Raw genomic sequence first — 19,471 nt, forward strand, 5'->3', positions numbered from 1 at the left:
TCATACCTGTCGACCGACAGATATGGGAGGGCCGACATGGCCGCACCGTCCACCGCCACGACCGCCGGAGCGCGCGACCACGCCCGTGCCCAGGAGGCGGCCGCCGAGGGTGCGGGCCACCCGCGCCCGACCTACCCCGCGAGCGCCCGGCCCACCCCGCCCGAGGGCGTCGCCGCCGCGGACCTGGTGTGGTCCGAGACGGTCGCGCCCGGCGGCTACACGCACCTCGAGGTCGCACCGGGCACGGCGGTCCGGCTCACCGACCTCACCGGGGACGCGTGCGCGCACCTCCTGCTGTTCCACGCCGGTCGGCCGTGGGAGCGCCTCAACGTCGCCGACACCGTCAAGGTGCAGTGGCAGGCGTACCCGACCGCGGGCCACCTGCTGCTCTCCGACCAGGGCCGAGCGCTCGCGAGCATCACGCAGGACACGTCCGGTCGGCACGACACCCTGTTCGGGACGAGCACCCGGGCCCGCAACGCCGAGCGCTACGGCGACGGGGACGCGCACGGCCCGAGCCCTGCCGGACGCGAGCTCCTCGCGCTGGCCGGGGCCAAGCACGGCCTGACGCGCCGTGACCTGCCCCCGAGCATCTCCTTCTTCCAGGGCTACCGCGTCGACGACGCGGGCCGGCCCCGGCCGATCGGCTCCGCGGGGGCCGGGGCGGACGTCACGCTCGTCGCCGAGCTACCGCTCGTCGTGCTCGTCGCGAACACCGCCCACCCCCTCGACCCGCGGCCCGACTGGTCCTGCGGCCCGCTCGACGTCGTCGCGTGGCACCCCGTCCCGGTCGCGTCGGGCGCCCCCTCCCGGGCGACGACGCCCGAAGGACGCCGCGCCCTCGAGCGCACCGCCGCGCACCTCGCCACCACCCGCACGCCCGCCGGAGGAGACCGATGACCGAGACCACCGTCGCCGCCGTCGTGCCGGGGCAGCCCGCCGTGCCGGACCAGACCGTCGTCCTCGACCAGACCGTCCCGGCGCGCGCGCCCTGGTCGGCGGTCGTCCGCGCCGGCCACGAGCTGACGATCATCGACCTCGAGGGCAACCAGGCCGTGGACTTCCTCGTCTACGACGCGCACGACACGTCGCTGCGCTACAGCGCCCCGGACACGCTGCAGGGCCAGGACTCGATCTTCCTCACGACGGGCAGCGTGCTGCGCGACTGCGAGTACGGGCCGCTCATGACGGTGGTCGCGGACGACGTCGGCCGGCACGACACGCTCGGCGGCGCGTGCTCGGTGGAGTCCAACGCGCTCCGCTACGGGCACCACACCGCGTCCCAGCACGCGTGCGTCGAGAACTTCCTCGCGGAGGGCGGCCGGCGCGGCCTGGGCAAGCGCGACCTCGTCTCCAACATCAACTGGTACATGAACGTGCCGGTCGACCCCGACGGCGCGCTCGGCATCGTCGACGGCCTCTCCGCGCCCGGCCTGAGCCTGCGGCTGCGCGCCGAGCGCGACGTGCTCGTCGTCGTCTCCAACTGCCCGCAGGTCAACAACCCGTGCAACGGGTTCGACCCCACGCCCGTGCGCATGGTCGTCACCGCCGGCGCCCCGGACCCGGCGCTCTGATGGGCTTCGACACGCTGCTCGTCGCGAACCGCGGCGAGATCGCCGTCCGGATCATCCGGTCGGCCCGCGAGCTGGGCCTGCGCACCGTCGCGGTCCACTCGGCCGCCGACGCGGGCGCCGCCCACACGCACCTCGCGGACGAGTCGGTCCTGCTGGGACCGGCGCCCGCCGCGCAGAGCTACCTGCTCGCCGACCGGGTGGTCGAGGCCGCCCTGGCGACGGGCGCGGGCGCGATCCACCCGGGCTACGGCTTCCTGTCCGAGAACGCCGCGTTCGCGCGCGCGGCCGAGGCGGCCGGCCTCGTCTTCGTCGGCCCGCGGCCCGAGCACCTCGAGGTGTTCGGGTCCAAGCACACCGCGCGCGACGCCGCCCGCGCCGCGGGCGTGCCCATGCTCGCCGGGACCGGCCTGCTCGAGTCGCTCGACGAGGCCCTCGCCCGGGCCGACGTCGTCGGGTACCCGGTGATGCTCAAGGCCACCGCGGGCGGCGGCGGCATCGGCATGCGGGCCTGCCACTCCCCCGCCGAGCTCGCCGACGCCTGGGAGGCCGTCCGCCGCACCGCCGGCGCCAGCTTCGGCTCGGCCGGCGTCTTCCTCGAGCGCCTCATCACCGCGGCGCGGCACGTCGAGGTCCAGGTGTTCGGCGACGGCGACGGGACCGTCGTGTCCCTCGGCGACCGCGACTGCTCGCTGCAGCGCCGGCACCAGAAGGTCGTCGAGGAGGCCCCCGCACCCGGCCTGCCCGACGCCGTCCGCGCCGAGATCGCGGACGCCGCCCGCCGTCTGTGCGCGTCCGTCGCCTACCGCTCCGCCGGGACCGTGGAGTACGTGTACGACGCCGAGCGCGGCGAGGCCGCCTTCCTCGAGGTCAACACCCGGCTCCAGGTCGAGCACCCCGTCACCGAGGCCGTCTGGGGCATCGACCTCGTCGCCTGGATGCTGCGGCTCGCACAGGGCGACACGACCATGCTCGACGAGCCGCTGACGCCCTCGGGCCATGCGGTCGAGGCCCGCGTGTACGCCGAGAACCCCGACCGCGACCACCTCCCGTCGGCCGGCACCGTCACGGCCGTCCGCCTGCCGGGCGGGGCGCGCGTCGACACCTGGATCGAGCCCGGCGCCGAGGTGACGACCCACTACGACCCGCTGCTCGCCAAGGTCATCACGACCGGCACCGACCGCGCCCAGGCGTGGGACGCGCTCGGCGACGCGCTCGCCGCCACGACGATCGGCGGCGTCGCGACGAACCTCGGCCTGCTCCGGGCGATCGGCGCCACGCCGGCGGTGCGCGCGGCGACGCACCACACGGGCACGCTCGCCGACGTCGCCGACGCCGACCCGCGGGTCGAGGTGGTGCGCCCGGGCATGCTCACGACCGTCCAGGACTGGCCGGGCCGCACCGGGCTCTGGCACGTCGGCATCCCGCCGTCGGGCCCGATGGACGACCTCTCCTTCCGCCTCGGCAACCGCGCGCTCGGCAACGCGGAGGGTGCGCCGGGTCTCGAGTGCACGCTCGACGGGCCGACCCTGCGCTTCCGCACGCCGGCCACCGTCATGGTCACCGGCGCACCCGCGCCGGTGACGCTTGACGGGATGGCCGTGCCGCAGTGGGAGCCGGTCGACGTCTCGGCGGGCAGCACGCTGAGCGTCGGGGCGCCCAGCGCCGGGATGCGCACCTACCTGCTGGTCCGCGGCGGGCTCGACGTGCCCGGCGTCCTCGGCTCGGCGGCCACCTTCGACCTCGGCCGCATCGGCGGGACGACGGGGTCGCCGCTGCGGCCCGGCGACCTGCTGCCGCTCGGCCGGCCGGCGCCGGACCTCGCGCCGGCAGCGCCGGTCGCACCGGGCGAGCGCCCGGACGTGACGAGCGCGTGGGAGGTCGGCGCGCTCGAGGGCCCGCACGCGGCCCCGGAGTTCTTCACGCCCGACGACGTCGCCGCCTTCTACGCCGCCACCTGGAGCGTGCACTTCAACTCCGCCCGCACGGGCGTGCGCCTCGTCGGGCCCAAGCCGACGTGGGCCCGGCCGGACGGCGGCGAGGCGGGCCTGCACCCGTCCAACATCCACGACACCCCGTACGCCGTCGGCGCGGTCGACTACACGGGAGACCTGCCGATCCTCCTCGGCCCGGACGGCCCGAGCCTGGGTGGCTTCACGTGCCCGGCCACGGTCGCCGTCGGGCAGATGTGGAAGCTGGGCCAGCTCCGCCCGGGCGACACCGTGCGGTTCGTGCCCGTGGACGAGGCGCAGGCGGCGGCGCTGCGGACCCGGCCGCAGTCGGTGCCGACGGCCTCGCGCCCGGCGCACGGCGACGGCGGCGTCCTCGGCCGGCTCGACCCCACCGACACCCGCCCCGCGGTCACCTACCGGCGCAGCGGCGACGACAACCTGCTGGTCGAGTACGGCGCGATGGAGCTCGACCTCGCGTCCCGCCTGCGCGTGCACGCACTCGCCGAGGCGGTCACCGAGCGCCTCGGGGCACCCGACGCGGGACGGCGCGGCGGGCTCGTCGACGTGACGCCGGGCATCCGGTCGCTGCAGCTCCACCTCGACCCGGACACGCTGTCGCTGCGCCGCGTGCTCGACGTCGTGCAGGAGGTCGAGGCGGAGCTGCCCCCGACGAGCGAGCTGGTCGTGCCGAGCCGCACGGTGCACCTGCCCCTCTCGTGGGACGACCCGTCCACGCGTGAGGCGATCGAGCGCTACATGGCCGGGGTGCGCGACGACGCGCCGTGGTGCCCGTGGAACATCGAGTTCATCCGCCGGATCAACGGGCTGGACAGCGTCGACGACGTCTACCGCACCGTGTTCGACGCCCGGTACCTCGTGCTCGGGCTGGGCGACGTCTACCTCGGCGCTCCCGTGGCGACGCCGCTCGACCCGCGCCACCGGCTCGTGACGACGAAGTACAACCCGGCCCGGACGTGGACGCCCGAGAACGCCGTGGGGATCGGCGGGGCCTACCTGTGCATCTACGGCATGGAGGGCCCCGGCGGCTACCAGTTCGTGGGCCGCACGGTCCAGGTGTGGTCGACCCACCGCCAGCGCGGGGCGTTCGAGCCGGGCACGCCCTGGCTGCTGCGGTTCTTCGACACGATCCGCTGGTACCCGGTCAGCGCCGAGGAGCTCCTCGACAACCGCGCCGACATGGCGGCGGGACGGCTCGACCTGCGCATCGACGAGGGCACGTTCGCGCTGACGGACCACGAGCGGTTCCTCGCCGAGAACGCCGGCTCGATCGCGGACTTCCGCGCGCAGCAGGCGGCCGCGTTCGGTGCGGAGCGGGACGCGTGGCAGGCGGCGGGCGAGTTCGACCCACGGCCCGAGCCCGAGCTCGCCGCTGTGGGCGCCGGCCCCGGGGTGGGCGTGCCCGACGGCTGCGACGGCGTCGAGGCGCCGTTCGTCGCGACCGTCTTCCGCGTCGACGTGCGGCCGGGCGACGTCGTCGCGCAGGGGCAGACGCTCCTCGCCCTGGAGGCGATGAAGATGGAGGCGCCCGTCGTGGCAACCGCGCCGGGCGTCGTGGTCGACGTGGTGGTCGCGCCGGGCGACCAGGTCGGTCCGGGCCAGGTGCTCGTCGTCGTCGAGCGGCGGGAGGCCGCCTGAGCCTGCCCCGGGTGCGCGCCGGTCAGGCGGCGGGGCGCGGAGGGGTCCGGGCCGATGAGTCCGGCCGTCCCGGGGAGTCGGCCGTGGTGGAGGCGCACCGACCCGGCGCGCCGCGGCCCCAGGAGGACGCATGGCGATCGTCTCGACCCTGTTCATCTCGCTCGACGGCGTCGCCGAGGTCGAGCCCGCGTGGCACTTCCCCTACTTCGACGAGCGCATGGGCGCGGCCGTCGACGAGGACTACCAGGGCGCCGACGTGCTCCTGCTCGGGCGCGTGACCTACGACAGCTTCGCGGGCGCGTGGCCCGGGCGGGAGGCCGCGGGAGGCCAGGACGCCGCGTTCGCGAAGCAGCTGGGCGACCTCCGCAAGGTGGTGGCCACGCGCGGCGACCAGGACCTCGGCTGGCGCAACGTCGAGCGCCTCGACGGCGACCTCGCGGCGTCGGTCCGCGCGCTGGCGGCCGAGCCCGGCGTCGGCAAGGTCCTCGTCGCCGGCTCAATCTCCGTGGTCCGCCAGCTCCTCGCGGCGGGCCTCCTCGACGAGCTGCGGCTCCTCGTCCACCCGGTCGCCGCCCGCCGCGGCGAGCGTCTGTTCGACGAGGGGGAGCCGATCTACCCGCTGCGCCTGCTGCGCTCGGAGGTCTACCCGACCGGCGTCGTCCGCCTGATCTACGCCCCCACGGAGCTGCCGTCGCAGGGCGGCTACGAGGAGGCCATGGAGCACCTCCCCGCCGCGACCGCAGGCTGACCGACGCCACCGCGCACGCCGGAGGGTTGTGCCCGCAGGGCGGGCGCAACCCTCCGCGCGAACCGGCCCGCGCGGTCACGTGCCGCCGCCGGAGGGTTGTGGCCGGGGAGAGGGCGCAACCCTCCGCGCGGGAGGGCCGCGCGGCGTCAGGCGTCGTCGGAGAGCAGGAGCTCGGCGGTGAGCTCGTCGACGACGAGGTCCGTGACCACCCCGGCCGCGAGCGCGGCGCGCAGCGGGACCACCTTGTTGTCGCCCGCGACGGCGCACACGCGGCGCGGCACCCGCTGGAGCTCGACGGGGGTCGGGCCCGTCGCGCGCGCGTTCAGGGCGACGTCCTCGTAGCTGCCGTCCGCCCGCAGGAAGACCGTGCACACGTCGCCCACCACGCCCTCGTCGTGCAGCAGCGTGATGTCCTCGGCGTCGAGGTAGCCGGCCGAGTACACGTGGCTCGGCAGGCCGCCGCCGACGGCGCCGACGCCGAACAGGGCGATGTCCGCGCGCCGCTGCACGTCGAGCACGCGCCGGACCGAGCGCTCGCGCCACATCGCGGCCTTCGTCTCGGGGTAGTCGAAGAACGCCGGCACCGGGAAGTGGTGCACCGTCGCGTCGAAGGCCGCGCCGAAGCCGGAGATGAGGTCGCTCGCGTACTCGATGCCGCTCGTGCGCGTGTTGGCGGCGCCGTTGAGCTGCACGACGGCGCTGCCCCGCGTCGCCTTGGGCATGAGGCGGCGGCCGACGGCGGCCAGCGTCGTGCCCCACGCGATGCCGAGGACCATGTCGGAGTCGAACCACGAGCCGATCAGCTTCGCCGTGGTGAGCGCGACCTGGTCGAGCCGGTCGATCTCCGTCGCCGAGTCCGGGACCGGCGCGACGTAGGCCTCGATGCCGTACCGGCCGGCGATCGTCTCCCGCAGGCCCGGCGCCCGGGTGCGGCCCGGACGCAGCGTGATCTCGACGAGCCCCGTCTCGCGCGCGCGCTTGATGAGGCGCGAGACCGTCGACCGCGACGTCCCCAGCTGCCGCGCGATGACGTCCATCTTGAGGTCCTGGAGGTAGTACATGGACGCCGCCTTGAGCACGTCCTCGCGGACGTCCTCGCGCGGTTCGCGACCGACGTGGACCACCGCTCACCTCCTCGTGCCGGGGGCGCCGGCGGAGTTGCGTTGCACGTTCGTGCACTCGGGTTGCGCGAACGTTCGGGCATGGGAAGCATAGGGCTGTCGCGCGGCCGACACCCTGTCACCGGGACTCCCGTCCCCCAGGCGTCGTGCGCGGCATCGGCTCCCGGGACGTACCGGAGCCCGAGGAGGCACCGTGAAGACAGCGGCACTGACGCCGGCGGCACGCGAGGAGGCGCTCACGGCGCTGGCGCGGTCGAGCGAGGGCGAGGAGCTCGACGTCCTGGTGATCGGGGGCGGCGTCACGGGCGCCGGCATCGCGCTCGACGCGGTGACGCGCGGGTTGCGCGTGGGCCTCGTCGAGGCGCAGGACTGGGCCAGCGGCACGTCGAGCCGGTCGAGCAAGCTCGTCCACGGCGGCCTGCGCTACCTGCAGATGCTCGACTTCAACCTCGTCCACGAGGCGCTGACCGAACGGGACCTGCTGCTGAAGAAGATCGCGCCGCACCTCGTGCGCCCGGTCTCGTTCCTCTACCCGCTCGAGCACCGCGTCTGGGAGCGTGCGTACGTCGGCGCCGGCGTCGCCCTCTACGACGTGCTCGCGAGCATCGCCCCCGGGCACCGCGCGATGCCGTGGCACCGCCACGTGACCCGCACCGGCATGGAGCGCCTCTTCCCCGACCTGCGCCACGACGCCGCCGTCGGCGCGGTCCGCTACTGGGACGCGAGCGTCGACGACGCCCGCCTCGTGGCGACGCTCGTCCGCACGGCCGCCACGTACGGCGCGCACACGGCCAGCCGCACGCAGGTCGTCGAGCTCACGCGCCGGGCGACCGGCGTCGTCAACGGCGCCGTCGTGCAGGACCTCGAGACCGGCCGCCGCATCACCGTCCACGCCGACCAGGTCATCAACGCGACCGGCGTCTGGACGGAGGAGACCGAGGCCCTCGCGGGCGACGAGGGCGGCCTGCACGTGCTGGCGTCCAAGGGCGTCCACATCGTCGTGCCGCGCGAGCGCATCCGCGGCGACGTCGGCCTGATCCTGCAGACCGAGAAGAGCGTCCTCTTCGTCATCCCGTGGTCGCGGTACTGGGTCATCGGCACCACCGACACGCCGTGGGAGCAGGAGCTCACGCACCCCGTCGCCACCGCGGCGGACATCGACTACGTCATCGAGCACGCGAACGCCGTGCTCGCCGACCCGATCTCGCGCGACGACGTCATCGGCACGTGGGCAGGGCTGCGCCCGCTGCTGCAGCCGGGCACCAAGGCGGGGACGTCGTCGGCCAAGGTCTCGCGCGAGCACACCGTGGCCTCGCCCACGCCCGGCCTGACGGTCATCGCGGGCGGGAAGCTCACGACGTACCGCGTCATGGCCAAGGACGCCGTCGACTTCGCGATCGGCGAGCGCGCGAAGAGCCTGCCGTCGATCACGGACCGCATCTCGCTGGCGGGGGCCGAGGGCCACGCGGTGCTCCAGCGCCAGGCGAAGCGCATCGCGCGCACCTACGGCTGGTCCCGGCCGATGGTCGACCACCTGCTGCACCGCTACGGCTCGCTGCTCACCGACCTCATGGAGATGGTCGACGCCGACCCGTCGCTCGGCCGCCCGCTCGAGGGGGCGCCGGCCTACCTGCGGGCGGAGGTCGCCTACGCCGCCTCGCACGAGGGCGTCCTGCACCTCGAGGACGTGATGATCCACCGCACGCGCCTGGTCTACGAGCAGCGCGACCGCGGTCTGGCCGCCATCGAGGAGATCGCCGACCTCGTCGCGGAGCGCCTCGGGTGGGACGCGGAGCGTCGCGCCGAGGAGGTCGCCGCCTACACCGCGCGCTGCGAGGCGGAGGAGGCGGCGTCCTTCGAGCCCGACGACGCCTCGGCCGAGGCGGCGCGGCTGCGCGTCCCGGACGTCACGCCGCTCGTCGAGCTCGGGACGCCAGGTCCGGGGCCCGGGCTCAAGCCCGGCTCGCCCGCCGACTCGAAGGGGGCGGCCGGACCGTACGGCACCTGACCGCCGGTCCTCCTCTCCGCGCGACCCGCGGAGCTCACGTGACAACGAAGTCCCGAGTGAATAGAGGAACGCATGGACGTGACCCTGACCGACATCTTCGTCTCGGAGTTCATCGGCACGACACTGCTCCTGCTCATGGGTGCAGGCGTCGTCGCCAACGTCATCCTCCCGACGACCAAGGGTTTCAACGGGGGCTGGCTGCTCATCAACTTCGGCTGGGGCCTTGCGGTCTTCGTCGGTGTGTTCGCGGCGTGGGCCTCGGGCGCACACCTGAACCCCGCCGTGACCGTCGGCCTGGCGGCCAACGACCCGGGCGGCGAGTTCATGCCGGGTGTCCCGATCGACGTGACGTCCATCGGGGTCTACTTCGGCGCCCAGCTCCTCGGCGCGTTCCTCGGCGCCGTGCTGGCCTGGGCCGCGTACAAGAAGCACTTCGACCAGCCGGAGGCCGACGGCGCCACCAAGCTCGCCGTCTTCGCGACGGGCCCGGCGATCCGCTCCTACGGCTGGAACTTCCTCACCGAGGTGCTCGGCACGTTCGTGCTCGTCTACATCGTCATCCAGTTCGGCAACACGCCGCACGAGATGGGGCCCCTCGCGGTGGCCCTGGTGGTCGTCGGCATCGGCGCGAGCCTCGGTGGCCCCACGGGGTACGCCATCAACCCGGCCCGTGACCTCGGCCCCCGCATCGCGCACGCGGTCCTGCCCATCCCCGGCAAGGGCTCGAGCGACTGGGGCTACGCGTGGGTGCCGATCGCCGGCCCCCTCGTGGGCGGCGTGCTCGCCGGCCTGCTCGCGGCCGCCGTCATCTGAGCGTCCGACGCTCCCGTACCCATCCCTCCCCGCACGACGACGTGAAGGACTGACATGGCTGACTACATCCTTGCCATCGACCAGGGCACCACGAGCTCCCGGGCCATCGTGTTCGACCACTCCGGCACCATCGTGGCCACCGGCCAGAAGGAGCACGAGCAGATCTTCCCCAAGCCGGGCTGGGTCGAGCACGACCCGATGGAGATCTGGACCAACGTGCGCGAGGTGGTCGGCCTCGCGCTGACCCGCGCCAACCTCACGCACCACGACGTGGCCGCCGTCGGCATCACCAACCAGCGCGAGACCGCCGTCGTGTGGGACCGCACGACGGGCAAGCCGATCTACAACGCGATCGTCTGGCAGGACACGCGCACGCAGAAGATCTGCGACCAGCTCGCCGCGCTGGGCGGCGGCGCCGAGCGCTACAAGGAGCGCGTCGGGCTCCCGCTGGCCACCTACTTCTCGGGCCCCAAGGTCCGCTGGATCCTCGACAACGTCGAGGGCGCTCGCGAGAAGGCGGAGCGCGGCGAGCTCGCGTTCGGCAACACGGACGCGTGGGTGCTGTGGAACATGACCGGCGGGACCGACGGCGGCGTCCACATCACCGACGTCACGAACGCGTCGCGCACGCTGCTCATGAACATCGACTCGCTCACCTGGAACGAGGAGATCGCGCAGGAGATGGGTGTGCCCCTCTCGATGCTGCCCGAGATCCGGTCCTCGTCCGAGGTGTACGGCAAGGGGCGCCGCGGCGGCATGGTGCCGGACGTGCCGATCGCCGGCATCCTCGGCGACCAGCAGGCCGCGACGTTCGGCCAGGCCTGCTTCGAGGTGGGCACCGCCAAGAACACGTACGGCACCGGCAACTTCATGCTCCTCAACACGGGCACCGAGCCGATCCAGTCCAAGAACGGCCTGCTCACGACCGTCTGCTACAAGCTCGGCGAGCAGCCGCAGGTCTACGCGCTCGAGGGCTCGATCGCGGTGACCGGGTCCCTGGTGCAGTGGATGCGGGACAACCTCGGGCTGATCAAGGACGCTCCCGAGATCGAGAAGCTCGCCGCCACGGTGGACGACAACGGCGGGGCGTACTTCGTGCCGGCGTTCTCGGGCCTCTTCGCGCCGTACTGGCGCTCGGACGCCCGCGGCGCGCTGGTCGGGCTCACGCGCTACGTCAACAAGGGCCACATCGCCCGCGCGGCGCTCGAGGCCACGGCGTTCCAGACCCGCGAGGTGCTGGACGCCATGAACGCCGACTCGGGCGTGGACCTCACCGAGCTCAAGGTCGACGGCGGCATGATCGCCAACAACCTGCTCATGCAGTTCCAGGCCGACATCCTCGGGGTCCCGGTCGTGCGGCCCCAGGTCGCGGAGACGACGGCGCTCGGCGCGGCCTACGCGGCCGGCATCGCCGTCGGCTTCTGGGAGGGCGAGCAGGACGTCATCGACAACTGGGCCGAGGACCGCCGCTGGGAGCCGTCGATGGACGACGCGGAACGCGACCGCACGTACCGGAACTGGAAGAAGGCCGTGACGAAGACCTTCGACTGGGTCGACGACGACACGGAGTGACCCACCCCGCGGGGTGACCCGCGACGTCGTCCTACCGGTTCAGGAGGGGCCCGGCCAGCAGGCCGGGCCCCTCTGCCGTCCCCGTGCGCGGTCAGCCGGGCGGGTCCGTCACCGACGCGAGGAGCGTCCGGAGGAGGTCGTCGAGACGACGGCGCTCGGCGTCGGAGAGCCCCGAGGCGAGCCGCCGCTGTGTCTCGAGGCCGGCGGCGACGGCGGCGTCGACCACGTCGCGACCGCGCTCGGTCAGCGACACGAGCAGGGCTCGACGGTCGGCCGGGTCCGGCGACCGGCGCACGAGGCCGGCACGCTCGAGGCGGTCGATCCGGCCGGTCGTCCCGCCCGAGGTCAGCATGAGGCTCGCGGTCAGGCCCGACGGCGACAGCGCGAACGGCTCCCCGGAGCGACGCAGGGTCGCGAGCACGTCGAAGTCGGCGCGCGTGATGCCGTGCTGCGCGTACGTCGCCTCCACCGCGTCGCCGGAGAGGCGCGAGATCCGGTAGATGCGGCCGAAGAGGCCCATGGGCCGGGTGTCGAGCTCGGGCCGCTCGGCGGCCCACTGCTCGAGGATCCGGTCGACGCCGTCCGGTGCTGCCATGGCTCGGATGATGCCACGGTCTCGACAGATGTCCTAGCGGTAAGTATCTTGCTCCTAAGATACTTAGGAGGATGAGATGTCGAGGCTGTCGCTCCTGCTCGTCACCGCCGTGGCACCCGCGGTCTGGGGCACGACGTACGCGACGACCACTCTCCTGCTCCCGCTGGACCGTCCGCTCCTCGCCGCGACGCTCCGCGCGCTGCCCGCGGGCCTCCTCCTCCTCGCCGTCGGTCGGCGCCTGCCGCGCGGGTCGTGGTGGTGGCGCGCGACCGTCCTCGGGGCGCTCAACATCGGCGTCTTCTTCGCCCTGCTCTTCCTCGCGGCCTACCGCCTGCCGGGCGGCGTCGCGGCGACGCTCGGGGCGGTGCAGCCGCTCGTCGTCGCCGGCCTGTCCGCCCTGGTGCTGCACGAGCGGGTCCGGGCGCGGACCGTGGTCGCAGGCCTGGTCGGCGTCGTCGGCGTTGCCCTCCTGGTGCTGCGCGCGAGCGCGCGGCTCGACACCGTCGGCGTGGTCGCCGGGCTCGTCGCGACCGGGGCGATGGCACTCGGGCTCGTCCTCACCCGTCGCTGGGGACGGCCGGTCGGCCTGCTCACCGCGACGGCGTGGCAGCTGACCGCCGGCGGGCTGCTCCTCGTGCCGATGCTGCTCGTGGCCGAAGGGCTACCCGCGCACCTCACCGGGCGGAACCTGGCCGGCTTCGCGTACCTCACGCTCGTGGGCACGGCGCTCGCGTACGCGCTGTGGTTCCGAGGGCTCGAGCGGCTGTCGCCGACGCACGTCTCGTTCCTCGGCCTGCTCAGCCCGCTGGTCGCGACCGCCGTCGGCGTCCTCGCGCTCGGCGAGCGCCTGACGCCGTGGCAGGTGCTCGGCGCCGCCCTCGCCCTCGCGGGCCTCGTCGCCGCCCAGCTCCCCTCCCGCGCGACCCGCCGGGCGACCCGCGAGGCGGCCGGGGCGGTTGCCGGGCGGGGGTGGGCTGGGAGGATGGCCGGATGCGAGTGACTGTCACGGGTGCGTTCGGCAAGGCGGGGCGGGTGGCCGTCGAGGACCTCGTCGCGCACGGGTACGAGGTCCTCGCCACGGACGTCGCCGGGCCACCCGGGGCCGACGCCGGCCTCGCCGCGGACCTCCTCGTCGCGGACCTCACCGACTACGGGCAGGTCGTCGAGGTCCTGGCGGGCTCGGACGCCGTCGTGCACCTCGGCAACATCCCGGCGCCCGGCCGGACCACGGGCCCCGAGACGCTGCACCGCAACCAGGCGATGAACGCGAACGTCTTCCTCGCGGCCGCGCGGCTGGGGCTGCGGCGCGTGGTGTGGGCGTCGAGCGAGACCACGCTCGGGCTCCCGTTCGACGACGCGCCGCCGCGCTACCTGCCCGTCGACGAGGCGCACTTCCCGCACCCGACGACGGAGTACGCGCTCTCCAAGGTGCTCGGCGAGCAGATGGCGGAGCACGTCTCGGCGTGGTCGGGCATCCCGTTCGTCGGGCTGCGGATCTCCAACATCCACCGGCCGCAGGACTACGCCGCCGTGCCTGACTACTGGCCAGACGCGCGGTCGCGCGCCTGGAACGCGTGGGGGTACGTGGACGTGCGCGACGTCGCCCAGGCGTGCCGGCTCGCGCTCGAGGCGACGACGACGGGGTCCCGCAACGTCATCGTGGCCGCGGCCGACACGATCATGGACCGGCCGTCCGCCGAGCTCGTGGCCGAGGTGTTCGGCGACGTGCCCCTCACGCGCGAGCTCGGCGAGTTCGAGACGCTGCTGGCGATCGACGCCGCGCGCGAGCTGCTCGGCTACGAGCCCGCGCACTCCTGGCGGGACGAGCTCGGGCCCCACGGCGAGGCGCCCGACGTCGTGCCGTCGCCGAGCTGACGCACACGCCGAGGTCGCTGGTTCGAGTGCACGAACCAGCGACCTCGGCGGACGTCAGTCGTCGCGCGCGTCCTTGACGCGGGCGACGAGCTGGGTGGGGCTCACGTAGCGCAGGGCCACGATGAGGATGACCATCATGGTCGCGGTGTAGACCACGGCCATCGAGGAGACGAGCTGGCGCGCCTCGCCGCCGCCCGAGGCGGTCATCGCCCGGTAGATCGCGACGACGAGCGTGTCGGACTCCGGGCCGGAGACCAGGTACGTCAGCTCGAACATGCCGACGGTGCGCACCAGGACCAGCACGGCCGCCGCGAGGATGCCGGGCACCAGCAGCGGGCCCAGGATCCTCGTGAAGACCGTCCGCAGCGAGGCGCCCGACATCCGCGCGGCGCTCTCGATCGACGGGTTGATCTGCTCGATGAACGGCGTCATGGTCATGATCACGAACGGCACCGACGGCACCATGTTGACCAGGATCACGGCCGTCAGGCTGCGACCGAGCCCGGCGTTGTACATGACCGTCGCGAGCGGGATGCCGTACGTGATCGGCGGCATGAGCACCGGCAGCAGGAACAGCAGGGTCAGCACGCGCTTGAACGGGAAGTTCCGGCGCGCGAGCAGGTACGCCGCCGGCACCCCGATGAGGACCGACGCCGCGATGACCGTCACCGCGACGACGAGCGTCACGCCGATGACCTGCGCCATCCCGAAGCGTTCCCACGCGCCGAGGTAGAAGCTCCCCGACCACGCCTCCGGCAGCCACGAGTCGAACCACGGCTTGCCGAAGGAGTCGACGACGACGCTCGTGATGATCCCGATGAGGAACACGAAGAACGCGGCCACCAGCGCCCACACGACCCACGTCGTGGGGCGTGCGACGAGCGCCTTCTCCCCCGGCGGCAGGCCGGCCCCGCGACGGCGCTTGCGCTCGGGCGGAGGCAGCGGCAGGTCGACGCCGGCTGCGGTCGTGTGCCCGGTCTGCGTCGCCATCAGCCCTTCCCTCCGGTCGATCCCTTGTACATGAACGAGCGCCAGAGCATGACGACCGCGATGACCACGAGCTCGACGAGCCCCATCATCACCGCGATGGTGGAGGCCATCGGGTAGTCGTTCTGCTCACCGAAGGCGCGGAACGCCATGAGCGACATGACACGCGTCTCCCCCATGGCGTCACCGACGAGGCGGGCCGAGGGGAACACGCTGAACGCGAGGACGAACGTGAGGATGAACGTCGTCGCGAGGCCCGGCGCCAGGAGCGGGAGGACGATGCGGCGGAACCGCTGCGCCCAGTTGGCGCCCATCGTCTTCGCGGCCGCCTCGATCGACGGGTCGATCCCCGACAGGTACGAGGTGATCAGCAGGAAGGCGAAGGGGAACCCGGAGATGACCAGCGAGAAGACGACGCCCCAGTAGTTGTTCACCAGCTGGAGCGGCTCGTCGATGATCCCGCTCGAGACCAGGAACCGGTTGAGCCAGCCCTGACGCCCCGCGAAGATCAGCAGGCCCTGCGCGGTGAGGACCGTGCCGAGCGTGATGGGCAGCACGAGCAGCGTCGTCAGGAGCTTCTTGCCGCGGAACTTGTGGCGCAGCTTGTACGCCACGGGGATCGACGCCAGGACGTTGAACAGCGCCACGGGCAGTGCCAGGCGCATCGTCAGGTAGATGGAGTCGAAGACGAACGAGTCCCCGAAGAAGGCGCGGTAGTTCGCGAACGCACCGCCACCCCACTGGTCCTGGATCCAGAACGCCGGCTGGAACGTGAGGCCGATCCCGTACGTGAACGGGTAGATGAACAGCACGACGGTGAACAGCAGCGCCGGCAGCAGCATGAGCAGCGAGCCGTCGACGCCGCGCTCCGCGAGCCGGTGCTTGAGGCTCGCCGTGCTCTTCTCGCGCCGGGGGGCGCGGCCCCCCGGCGTCGGCCGGGCCACGCTCACCGCCTGACCTCCGCGAGCTCGCGTTCCTCGGGGGACAGCGCGCTCGGGTCCACGGCGTCCGCGGGGTAGACCAGCACGCGCGACGGGTCCGCCGTGAGATCGACCGTGTGGCCGAGGACCGGCGGGTGGTCCGCGTGCACGTGCAGCAGCTGGCCCTGCGGTGTCGTCGCCCCGACCGCGAACTCCCGGCCGTGGTACTCGACCGTCACGACGTCCGCACTGACCGCGTTGCCGCCGACCTGGGGCGCCGTCGGCGAGACGACGACCAGGTCCTCGGGCCGGATGGCGACGCGGACCAGCGCGCCGACGGCGACGGGCTCGGGCGCGGTGCCGTGCAGCCGGATCCCCTGCCCCTCGACCGTGACGACGTCGCCGGCGACCGCCGAGACCGTCAGGTCCACGAGGTTGCGGTAGCCCATGAAGTCCGCGACGTGCCAGTTCACCGGGTGCTTGTGCAGCTGCTCGGGCGTGCCGACCTGCTGCACCCGCCCCTCGCGCAGCACCACGAGGCGGTCGGCCATCGACAGGGCCTCCTCCTGGTCGTGCGTCACGTAGATGGTGGTCAGGCCCAGCGACTGGTGCAGCCGCCGGATCTCGGTGCGCATCTCGAGCCGCAGCTTGGCGTCGAGGTTGGACAGCGGCTCGTCCATGAGGACGAGCCGCGGCTCCGTCACGACGGCGCGCGCGATCGCGACGCGCTGCTGCTGACCGCCCGAGAGCTGGCCCGGCAGCTTCTTCGCGTGCTGCTCGAGCTTGACCAGCGCGACCGCCTCGGCGACGCGGCGCTTGGTCTCCTCCTTGGAGACCTTGCGCATCTGGAGGCCGAACGCGATGTTCTTCTCGACGCTGAGGTGCGGGAAGAGCGCGTAGTTCTGGAACACCATGCCGAACCCGCGGTTCTCGGCCGGCACGGTGTCGACGCGCTTGCCGTCGATGAGGATCTGCCCGTGGGTCAGCGGCAGCAGACCCGCGATGCAGTTGAGGGCGGTGGACTTCCCGCAGCCTGACGGCCCGAGCAGGGCGATGAACTCGCCCGCCCGGACCGTCAGGTCGAGGTCCGCCAGCGCCGTCTGACCACCGAAGCTCCGACCGACGCCCTGGAGCTCCAACGACTCGAACTTGCCGGCAGCAATGGCCATGATCAGTTGGCCTCGAACTTCCCGGCGCCGACCTCGCGGTCCCAGATGTCGAACGCGACGACGATCGACGCGGCGTCGAGCTGCGTCTGCGCCTCGTGCGTCTCGATCGCCTCGTCGTACCAGTCGCGCGAGAACTCCTCGATGACGGCCTGCGTGTCCTCGGGCGCCAGGTCGAGGGTCGCGCCCTCGATCGACGGGCCCGGGTAGTGGTAGCCGTTGTCGTACGCCTTGGCGTTCTGCTCGGGCGTCAGCAGGTCGTTGAGGAGCAGCAGGATCGCGGACATCTTGTCCGCCGACTGGCCCTGCGGGACGACCGCGAAGTGCGAGTCGCTGATGAAGGTGTAGTCCTCGAACTCGGCGACCTCGAGCGTGTTGGGCGCGCGGCCGTCGGCGCGGGGCTCGATGTCCCAGCCCATCGTGATCGGCGTCAGCGCCCAGGTGCCGTCCGACATGTTCGTGATGACCTGGCCGGTGCCCGTCGGGTACGTGTCGACGTACTGGTCGAGCTCCTTGAGGAACGCCCAGGTCTTGTCCCAGCCGTTCTCCGGGTCGCGCGGGTCCTCGTCACCGAGGATGTACGGCAGGCCCTGGAGCCACGTGCGGCCCGGGCCGGAGTTCGCGGGGCGCGCGTAACCGAACTTGCCGGGGTTGGCCTCCGCCCACTCCAGGAGCTCCTCGGGCGTGCTCGGCACGTCCGACGTCGGCAGCTGGTCGGGGTTGTAGCTGAGCAGCGGGCCGCCCGGGGTCCACGAGAGCAGCACGCCGTGACCCTGCGAGAGCTCCTGCATGTCGGCGGCGGGCGCGAGGTAGTTGTCCATGTTGCCGAGCCGGTCGCCGTACTCCTCGGCGATCGGGATCCACAGCTCCTCGCCGATGCCTGCCGAGAGGGCGTCGTTGCCCGTCAGCACCAGGTCGATCTGCAGGTTGTTCGTGTCGACCTGCGGCTTGAGGGCGCCGACCAGGTCGGGCGAGGCGCCCGTCTCGAACGTGACCGACGCAATGACGTCGGGGTTCTCCTCGGCGTAGTCCTCGATGGCGCCCTGGAACAGCTTCAGCACGCCGCCGACGTCGTGGATGGTCAGGTCGACCGGCTCCGACGGCGTCTCGGGGATCTCGTCGCCCCCCTCCCCGGCGGCGGCGGACTCCTCGCCCTCGGGTCGCTGCGTGTTCTCGGGGGCCGCGCAGGCCGTGAGCAGCAGCCCGAGGGCCGCGACTCCGGCCACCAGGTGCAGGTGCTTGGTCGTTCGCATGGGCCTTCCTTCTCTCTGTGCTGTCGCCCGACGTCGTCGTCGGGCGGTAGGAGGGGGATCGTGGTCAGGTCGTGATGGCGCCCGCGTGCAGACGGACGTCGGCGCCGTGCGCGGAGGCCGGCGGGCCGGTGCTCTCGCGCACGACGAGCTGGACGGAGAGCTCCTGCACGGTGCGGGCCGCGGGGACGTCGTCGCGCACCTCCGAGAGCAGGAGGTCGACGGCGGCGCGCCCGCTCTCCATGCGGGGCACCTCGACGCTCGTGAGCGCGGGCGAGGTCAGCGCCGCGACGGGGACGTTGTCGACGCCGACCACGCTCACGTCCTGGGGTACGCGCACGCCGCGCTGGCGCAGGCGCTCGAGGAGGCCGAGGGCGAGCAGGTCGTTGTAGGCGAGCACGGCGCTCGCCCCGGACGCGATGAGGATGTCGGCCGCGGCGACGCCGCCCGAGACGTACGGGCGGAAGCTGCCCAGCTCGACCAGCTCGAGCGCGAGCTCCTCGCCCGCCACGCGGAAGGCCGCGAGGCGCTCGCCGTGGGACCACGAGTCACGCGGCCCGCCGACGTACGCGACCCTCGTGTGCCCGAGCGCGCGCAGGTGGTGCAGGGCCTGCCGCACCCCGTCGGCGTTGTCGACCGTCACGGCCGGGATGGCGCCGCAGCGCCGGTTGACCAGGACGAGGCGGAACTCGCGTGCGAGGCCGGCGATGACGTCGTCGGACGCGCGGGGCGAGCACAGCACGGTCCCGTCGACGCGGCTGGCCATGTTGCGCACGAGCTCGGCCTCCTGGCCGGAGTGCTCGTCGGAGTCGGCGACCAGGAGCGCGTAGCCCGCGGCCTGCGCGCGCTTCTGCACGCCCTTGGTCACGGACGTGAAGTACGGGTTCTCGAGGTCCGGGACGACCAGGCCCAGCGTCCCGGTGCGGCCGGTGATGAGGCTGCGCGCGGCGGGGTTGGCGCGGTAGCCCAGGGCGTGCGCCGCCGCGAGCACCCTGTCCCGGGTGCCGGGCGCGACCTGGTCGGGCCGCGCGAGCGTGCGGGAGACGGTCGAGACGGAGACACCCGCCATGCGGGCCACGTCTCGTGCGCTCACCGCCATCGGTGCACCTCCGTCGCCGGGTCACCTCGGTGTGACCAGGCGCACAGTCTTGCAATCCATTGCACCGATCTGTCAAGCGCCGTGTCAGAACTGCAACCTTCGGCTGCGTCGGCATCCGGGAGTCCTCCCTGATGTCGC

General features: G+C 73.2%; 16 protein-coding genes. 9 read left to right on the forward strand and 7 right to left on the reverse strand.

What is annotated here, in order from left to right:
* Positions 1-36: 36 nt before the first annotated feature.
* From H2O74_RS14115 to H2O74_RS14130, 4 genes are all read left to right on the forward strand, one after another.
* The gene (locus H2O74_RS14115) at positions 37-900 is read left to right on the forward strand and encodes an urea amidolyase associated protein UAAP1 (RefSeq protein WP_182112152.1); all 864 of its coding nucleotides are present in this window, start codon (positions 37-39) and stop codon (positions 898-900) included.
* On the forward strand, positions 897-1,574 hold the full coding sequence (locus H2O74_RS14120; RefSeq protein WP_182112153.1) for an urea amidolyase associated protein UAAP2: 678 nt from the start codon (positions 897-899) through the stop codon (positions 1,572-1,574). Before H2O74_RS14115 ends, H2O74_RS14120 begins: the two co-directional genes overlap by 4 nt.
* Complete coding sequence (gene uca / locus H2O74_RS14125; RefSeq protein WP_182112154.1) at positions 1,574-5,179, forward strand: urea carboxylase; 3,606 nt, start codon at positions 1,574-1,576, stop codon at positions 5,177-5,179. The genes H2O74_RS14120 and uca overlap by 1 nt, the downstream gene beginning before the upstream one ends.
* 130 nt (positions 5,180-5,309) lie before the next feature.
* Complete coding sequence (locus tag H2O74_RS14130; protein WP_182112155.1) at positions 5,310-5,927, forward strand: dihydrofolate reductase family protein; 618 nt, start codon at positions 5,310-5,312, stop codon at positions 5,925-5,927.
* Positions 5,928-6,073: 146 nt separating this feature from the next.
* On the opposite strand, the gene H2O74_RS14135 is transcribed toward H2O74_RS14130, so the two are convergent.
* Positions 6,074-6,988 carry a sugar-binding transcriptional regulator gene (locus tag H2O74_RS14135; RefSeq protein ID WP_220458081.1) on the reverse strand — a complete coding sequence of 305 codons (915 nt, stop codon included), beginning with the start codon at positions 6,986-6,988 and terminating at the stop codon, positions 6,074-6,076.
* 253 nt (positions 6,989-7,241) lie between these two features.
* Here H2O74_RS14135 and H2O74_RS14140 point away from each other — a divergent pair, with 253 nt between their 5' ends.
* The 3 genes from H2O74_RS14140 to glpK all read left to right on the forward strand — a co-directional run bounded on the left by H2O74_RS14140 (position 7,242) and on the right by glpK (position 11,441).
* Complete coding sequence (locus H2O74_RS14140) at positions 7,242-9,056, forward strand: glycerol-3-phosphate dehydrogenase/oxidase (protein WP_182112156.1); 1,815 nt, start codon at positions 7,242-7,244, stop codon at positions 9,054-9,056.
* Between the two features lie 72 nt (positions 9,057-9,128).
* Positions 9,129-9,869 carry an MIP/aquaporin family protein gene (locus H2O74_RS14145; protein WP_182112157.1) on the forward strand — a complete coding sequence of 247 codons (741 nt, stop codon included), beginning with the start codon at positions 9,129-9,131 and terminating at the stop codon, positions 9,867-9,869.
* Between the two features lie 54 nt (positions 9,870-9,923).
* Positions 9,924-11,441, forward strand: coding sequence for a glycerol kinase GlpK (gene glpK, locus H2O74_RS14150; protein WP_182112158.1), 1,518 nt, complete (start codon positions 9,924-9,926; stop codon positions 11,439-11,441).
* Positions 11,442-11,532: 91 nt separating this feature from the next.
* Here glpK and H2O74_RS14155 read toward each other — a convergent pair whose 3' ends face one another.
* Positions 11,533-12,036, reverse strand: coding sequence for a MarR family winged helix-turn-helix transcriptional regulator (locus H2O74_RS14155; protein WP_182112159.1), 504 nt, complete (start codon positions 12,034-12,036; stop codon positions 11,533-11,535).
* A gap of 76 nt (positions 12,037-12,112) precedes the next feature.
* On the opposite strand from H2O74_RS14155, the gene H2O74_RS14160 reads away from it, so the two are divergent.
* Both H2O74_RS14160 and H2O74_RS14165 read left to right on the forward strand, forming a co-directional pair.
* Positions 12,113-13,036 carry an EamA family transporter gene (locus H2O74_RS14160; protein ID WP_182112160.1) on the forward strand — a complete coding sequence of 308 codons (924 nt, stop codon included), beginning with the start codon at positions 12,113-12,115 and terminating at the stop codon, positions 13,034-13,036.
* On the forward strand, positions 13,027-13,911 hold the full coding sequence (locus H2O74_RS14165; protein ID WP_182112161.1) for an NAD(P)-dependent oxidoreductase: 885 nt from the start codon (positions 13,027-13,029) through the stop codon (positions 13,909-13,911). The genes H2O74_RS14160 and H2O74_RS14165 overlap by 10 nt, the downstream gene beginning before the upstream one ends.
* A gap of 54 nt (positions 13,912-13,965) precedes the next feature.
* Here the strand turns inward: H2O74_RS14165 and H2O74_RS14170 are convergent, their stop codons facing one another.
* The 5 genes from H2O74_RS14170 to H2O74_RS14190 form a co-directional block, all read right to left on the reverse strand.
* On the reverse strand, positions 13,966-14,901 hold the full coding sequence (locus tag H2O74_RS14170) for an ABC transporter permease (protein WP_182112162.1): 936 nt from the start codon (positions 14,899-14,901) through the stop codon (positions 13,966-13,968).
* Positions 14,901-15,848, reverse strand: a complete 948-nt coding sequence (locus H2O74_RS14175) for an ABC transporter permease (protein ID WP_255491650.1) — start codon at positions 15,846-15,848, stop codon at positions 14,901-14,903. The genes H2O74_RS14170 and H2O74_RS14175 overlap by 1 nt, the downstream gene beginning before the upstream one ends.
* Positions 15,845-16,987: an ABC transporter ATP-binding protein gene (locus H2O74_RS14180; RefSeq protein ID WP_182112163.1), complete on the reverse strand. Its 1,143-nt coding sequence runs from the start codon at positions 16,985-16,987 to the stop codon at positions 15,845-15,847. Before H2O74_RS14180 ends, H2O74_RS14175 begins: the two co-directional genes overlap by 4 nt.
* 2 nt (positions 16,988-16,989) lie before the next feature.
* Positions 16,990-18,237 (reverse strand): extracellular solute-binding protein, encoded by a 1,248-nt coding sequence (locus tag H2O74_RS14185; RefSeq protein ID WP_182112164.1) that lies wholly within the window; start codon positions 18,235-18,237, stop codon positions 16,990-16,992.
* A gap of 64 nt (positions 18,238-18,301) precedes the next feature.
* Complete coding sequence (locus tag H2O74_RS14190) at positions 18,302-19,333, reverse strand: LacI family DNA-binding transcriptional regulator (protein ID WP_182112165.1); 1,032 nt, start codon at positions 19,331-19,333, stop codon at positions 18,302-18,304.
* Between the last annotated feature and the right edge of the window lie 138 nt (positions 19,334-19,471).

The sequence above is a fragment of the Actinotalea sp. JY-7876 genome, from assembly GCF_014042015.1.
GTDB lineage: Bacteria > Actinomycetota > Actinomycetes > Actinomycetales > Cellulomonadaceae > Actinotalea.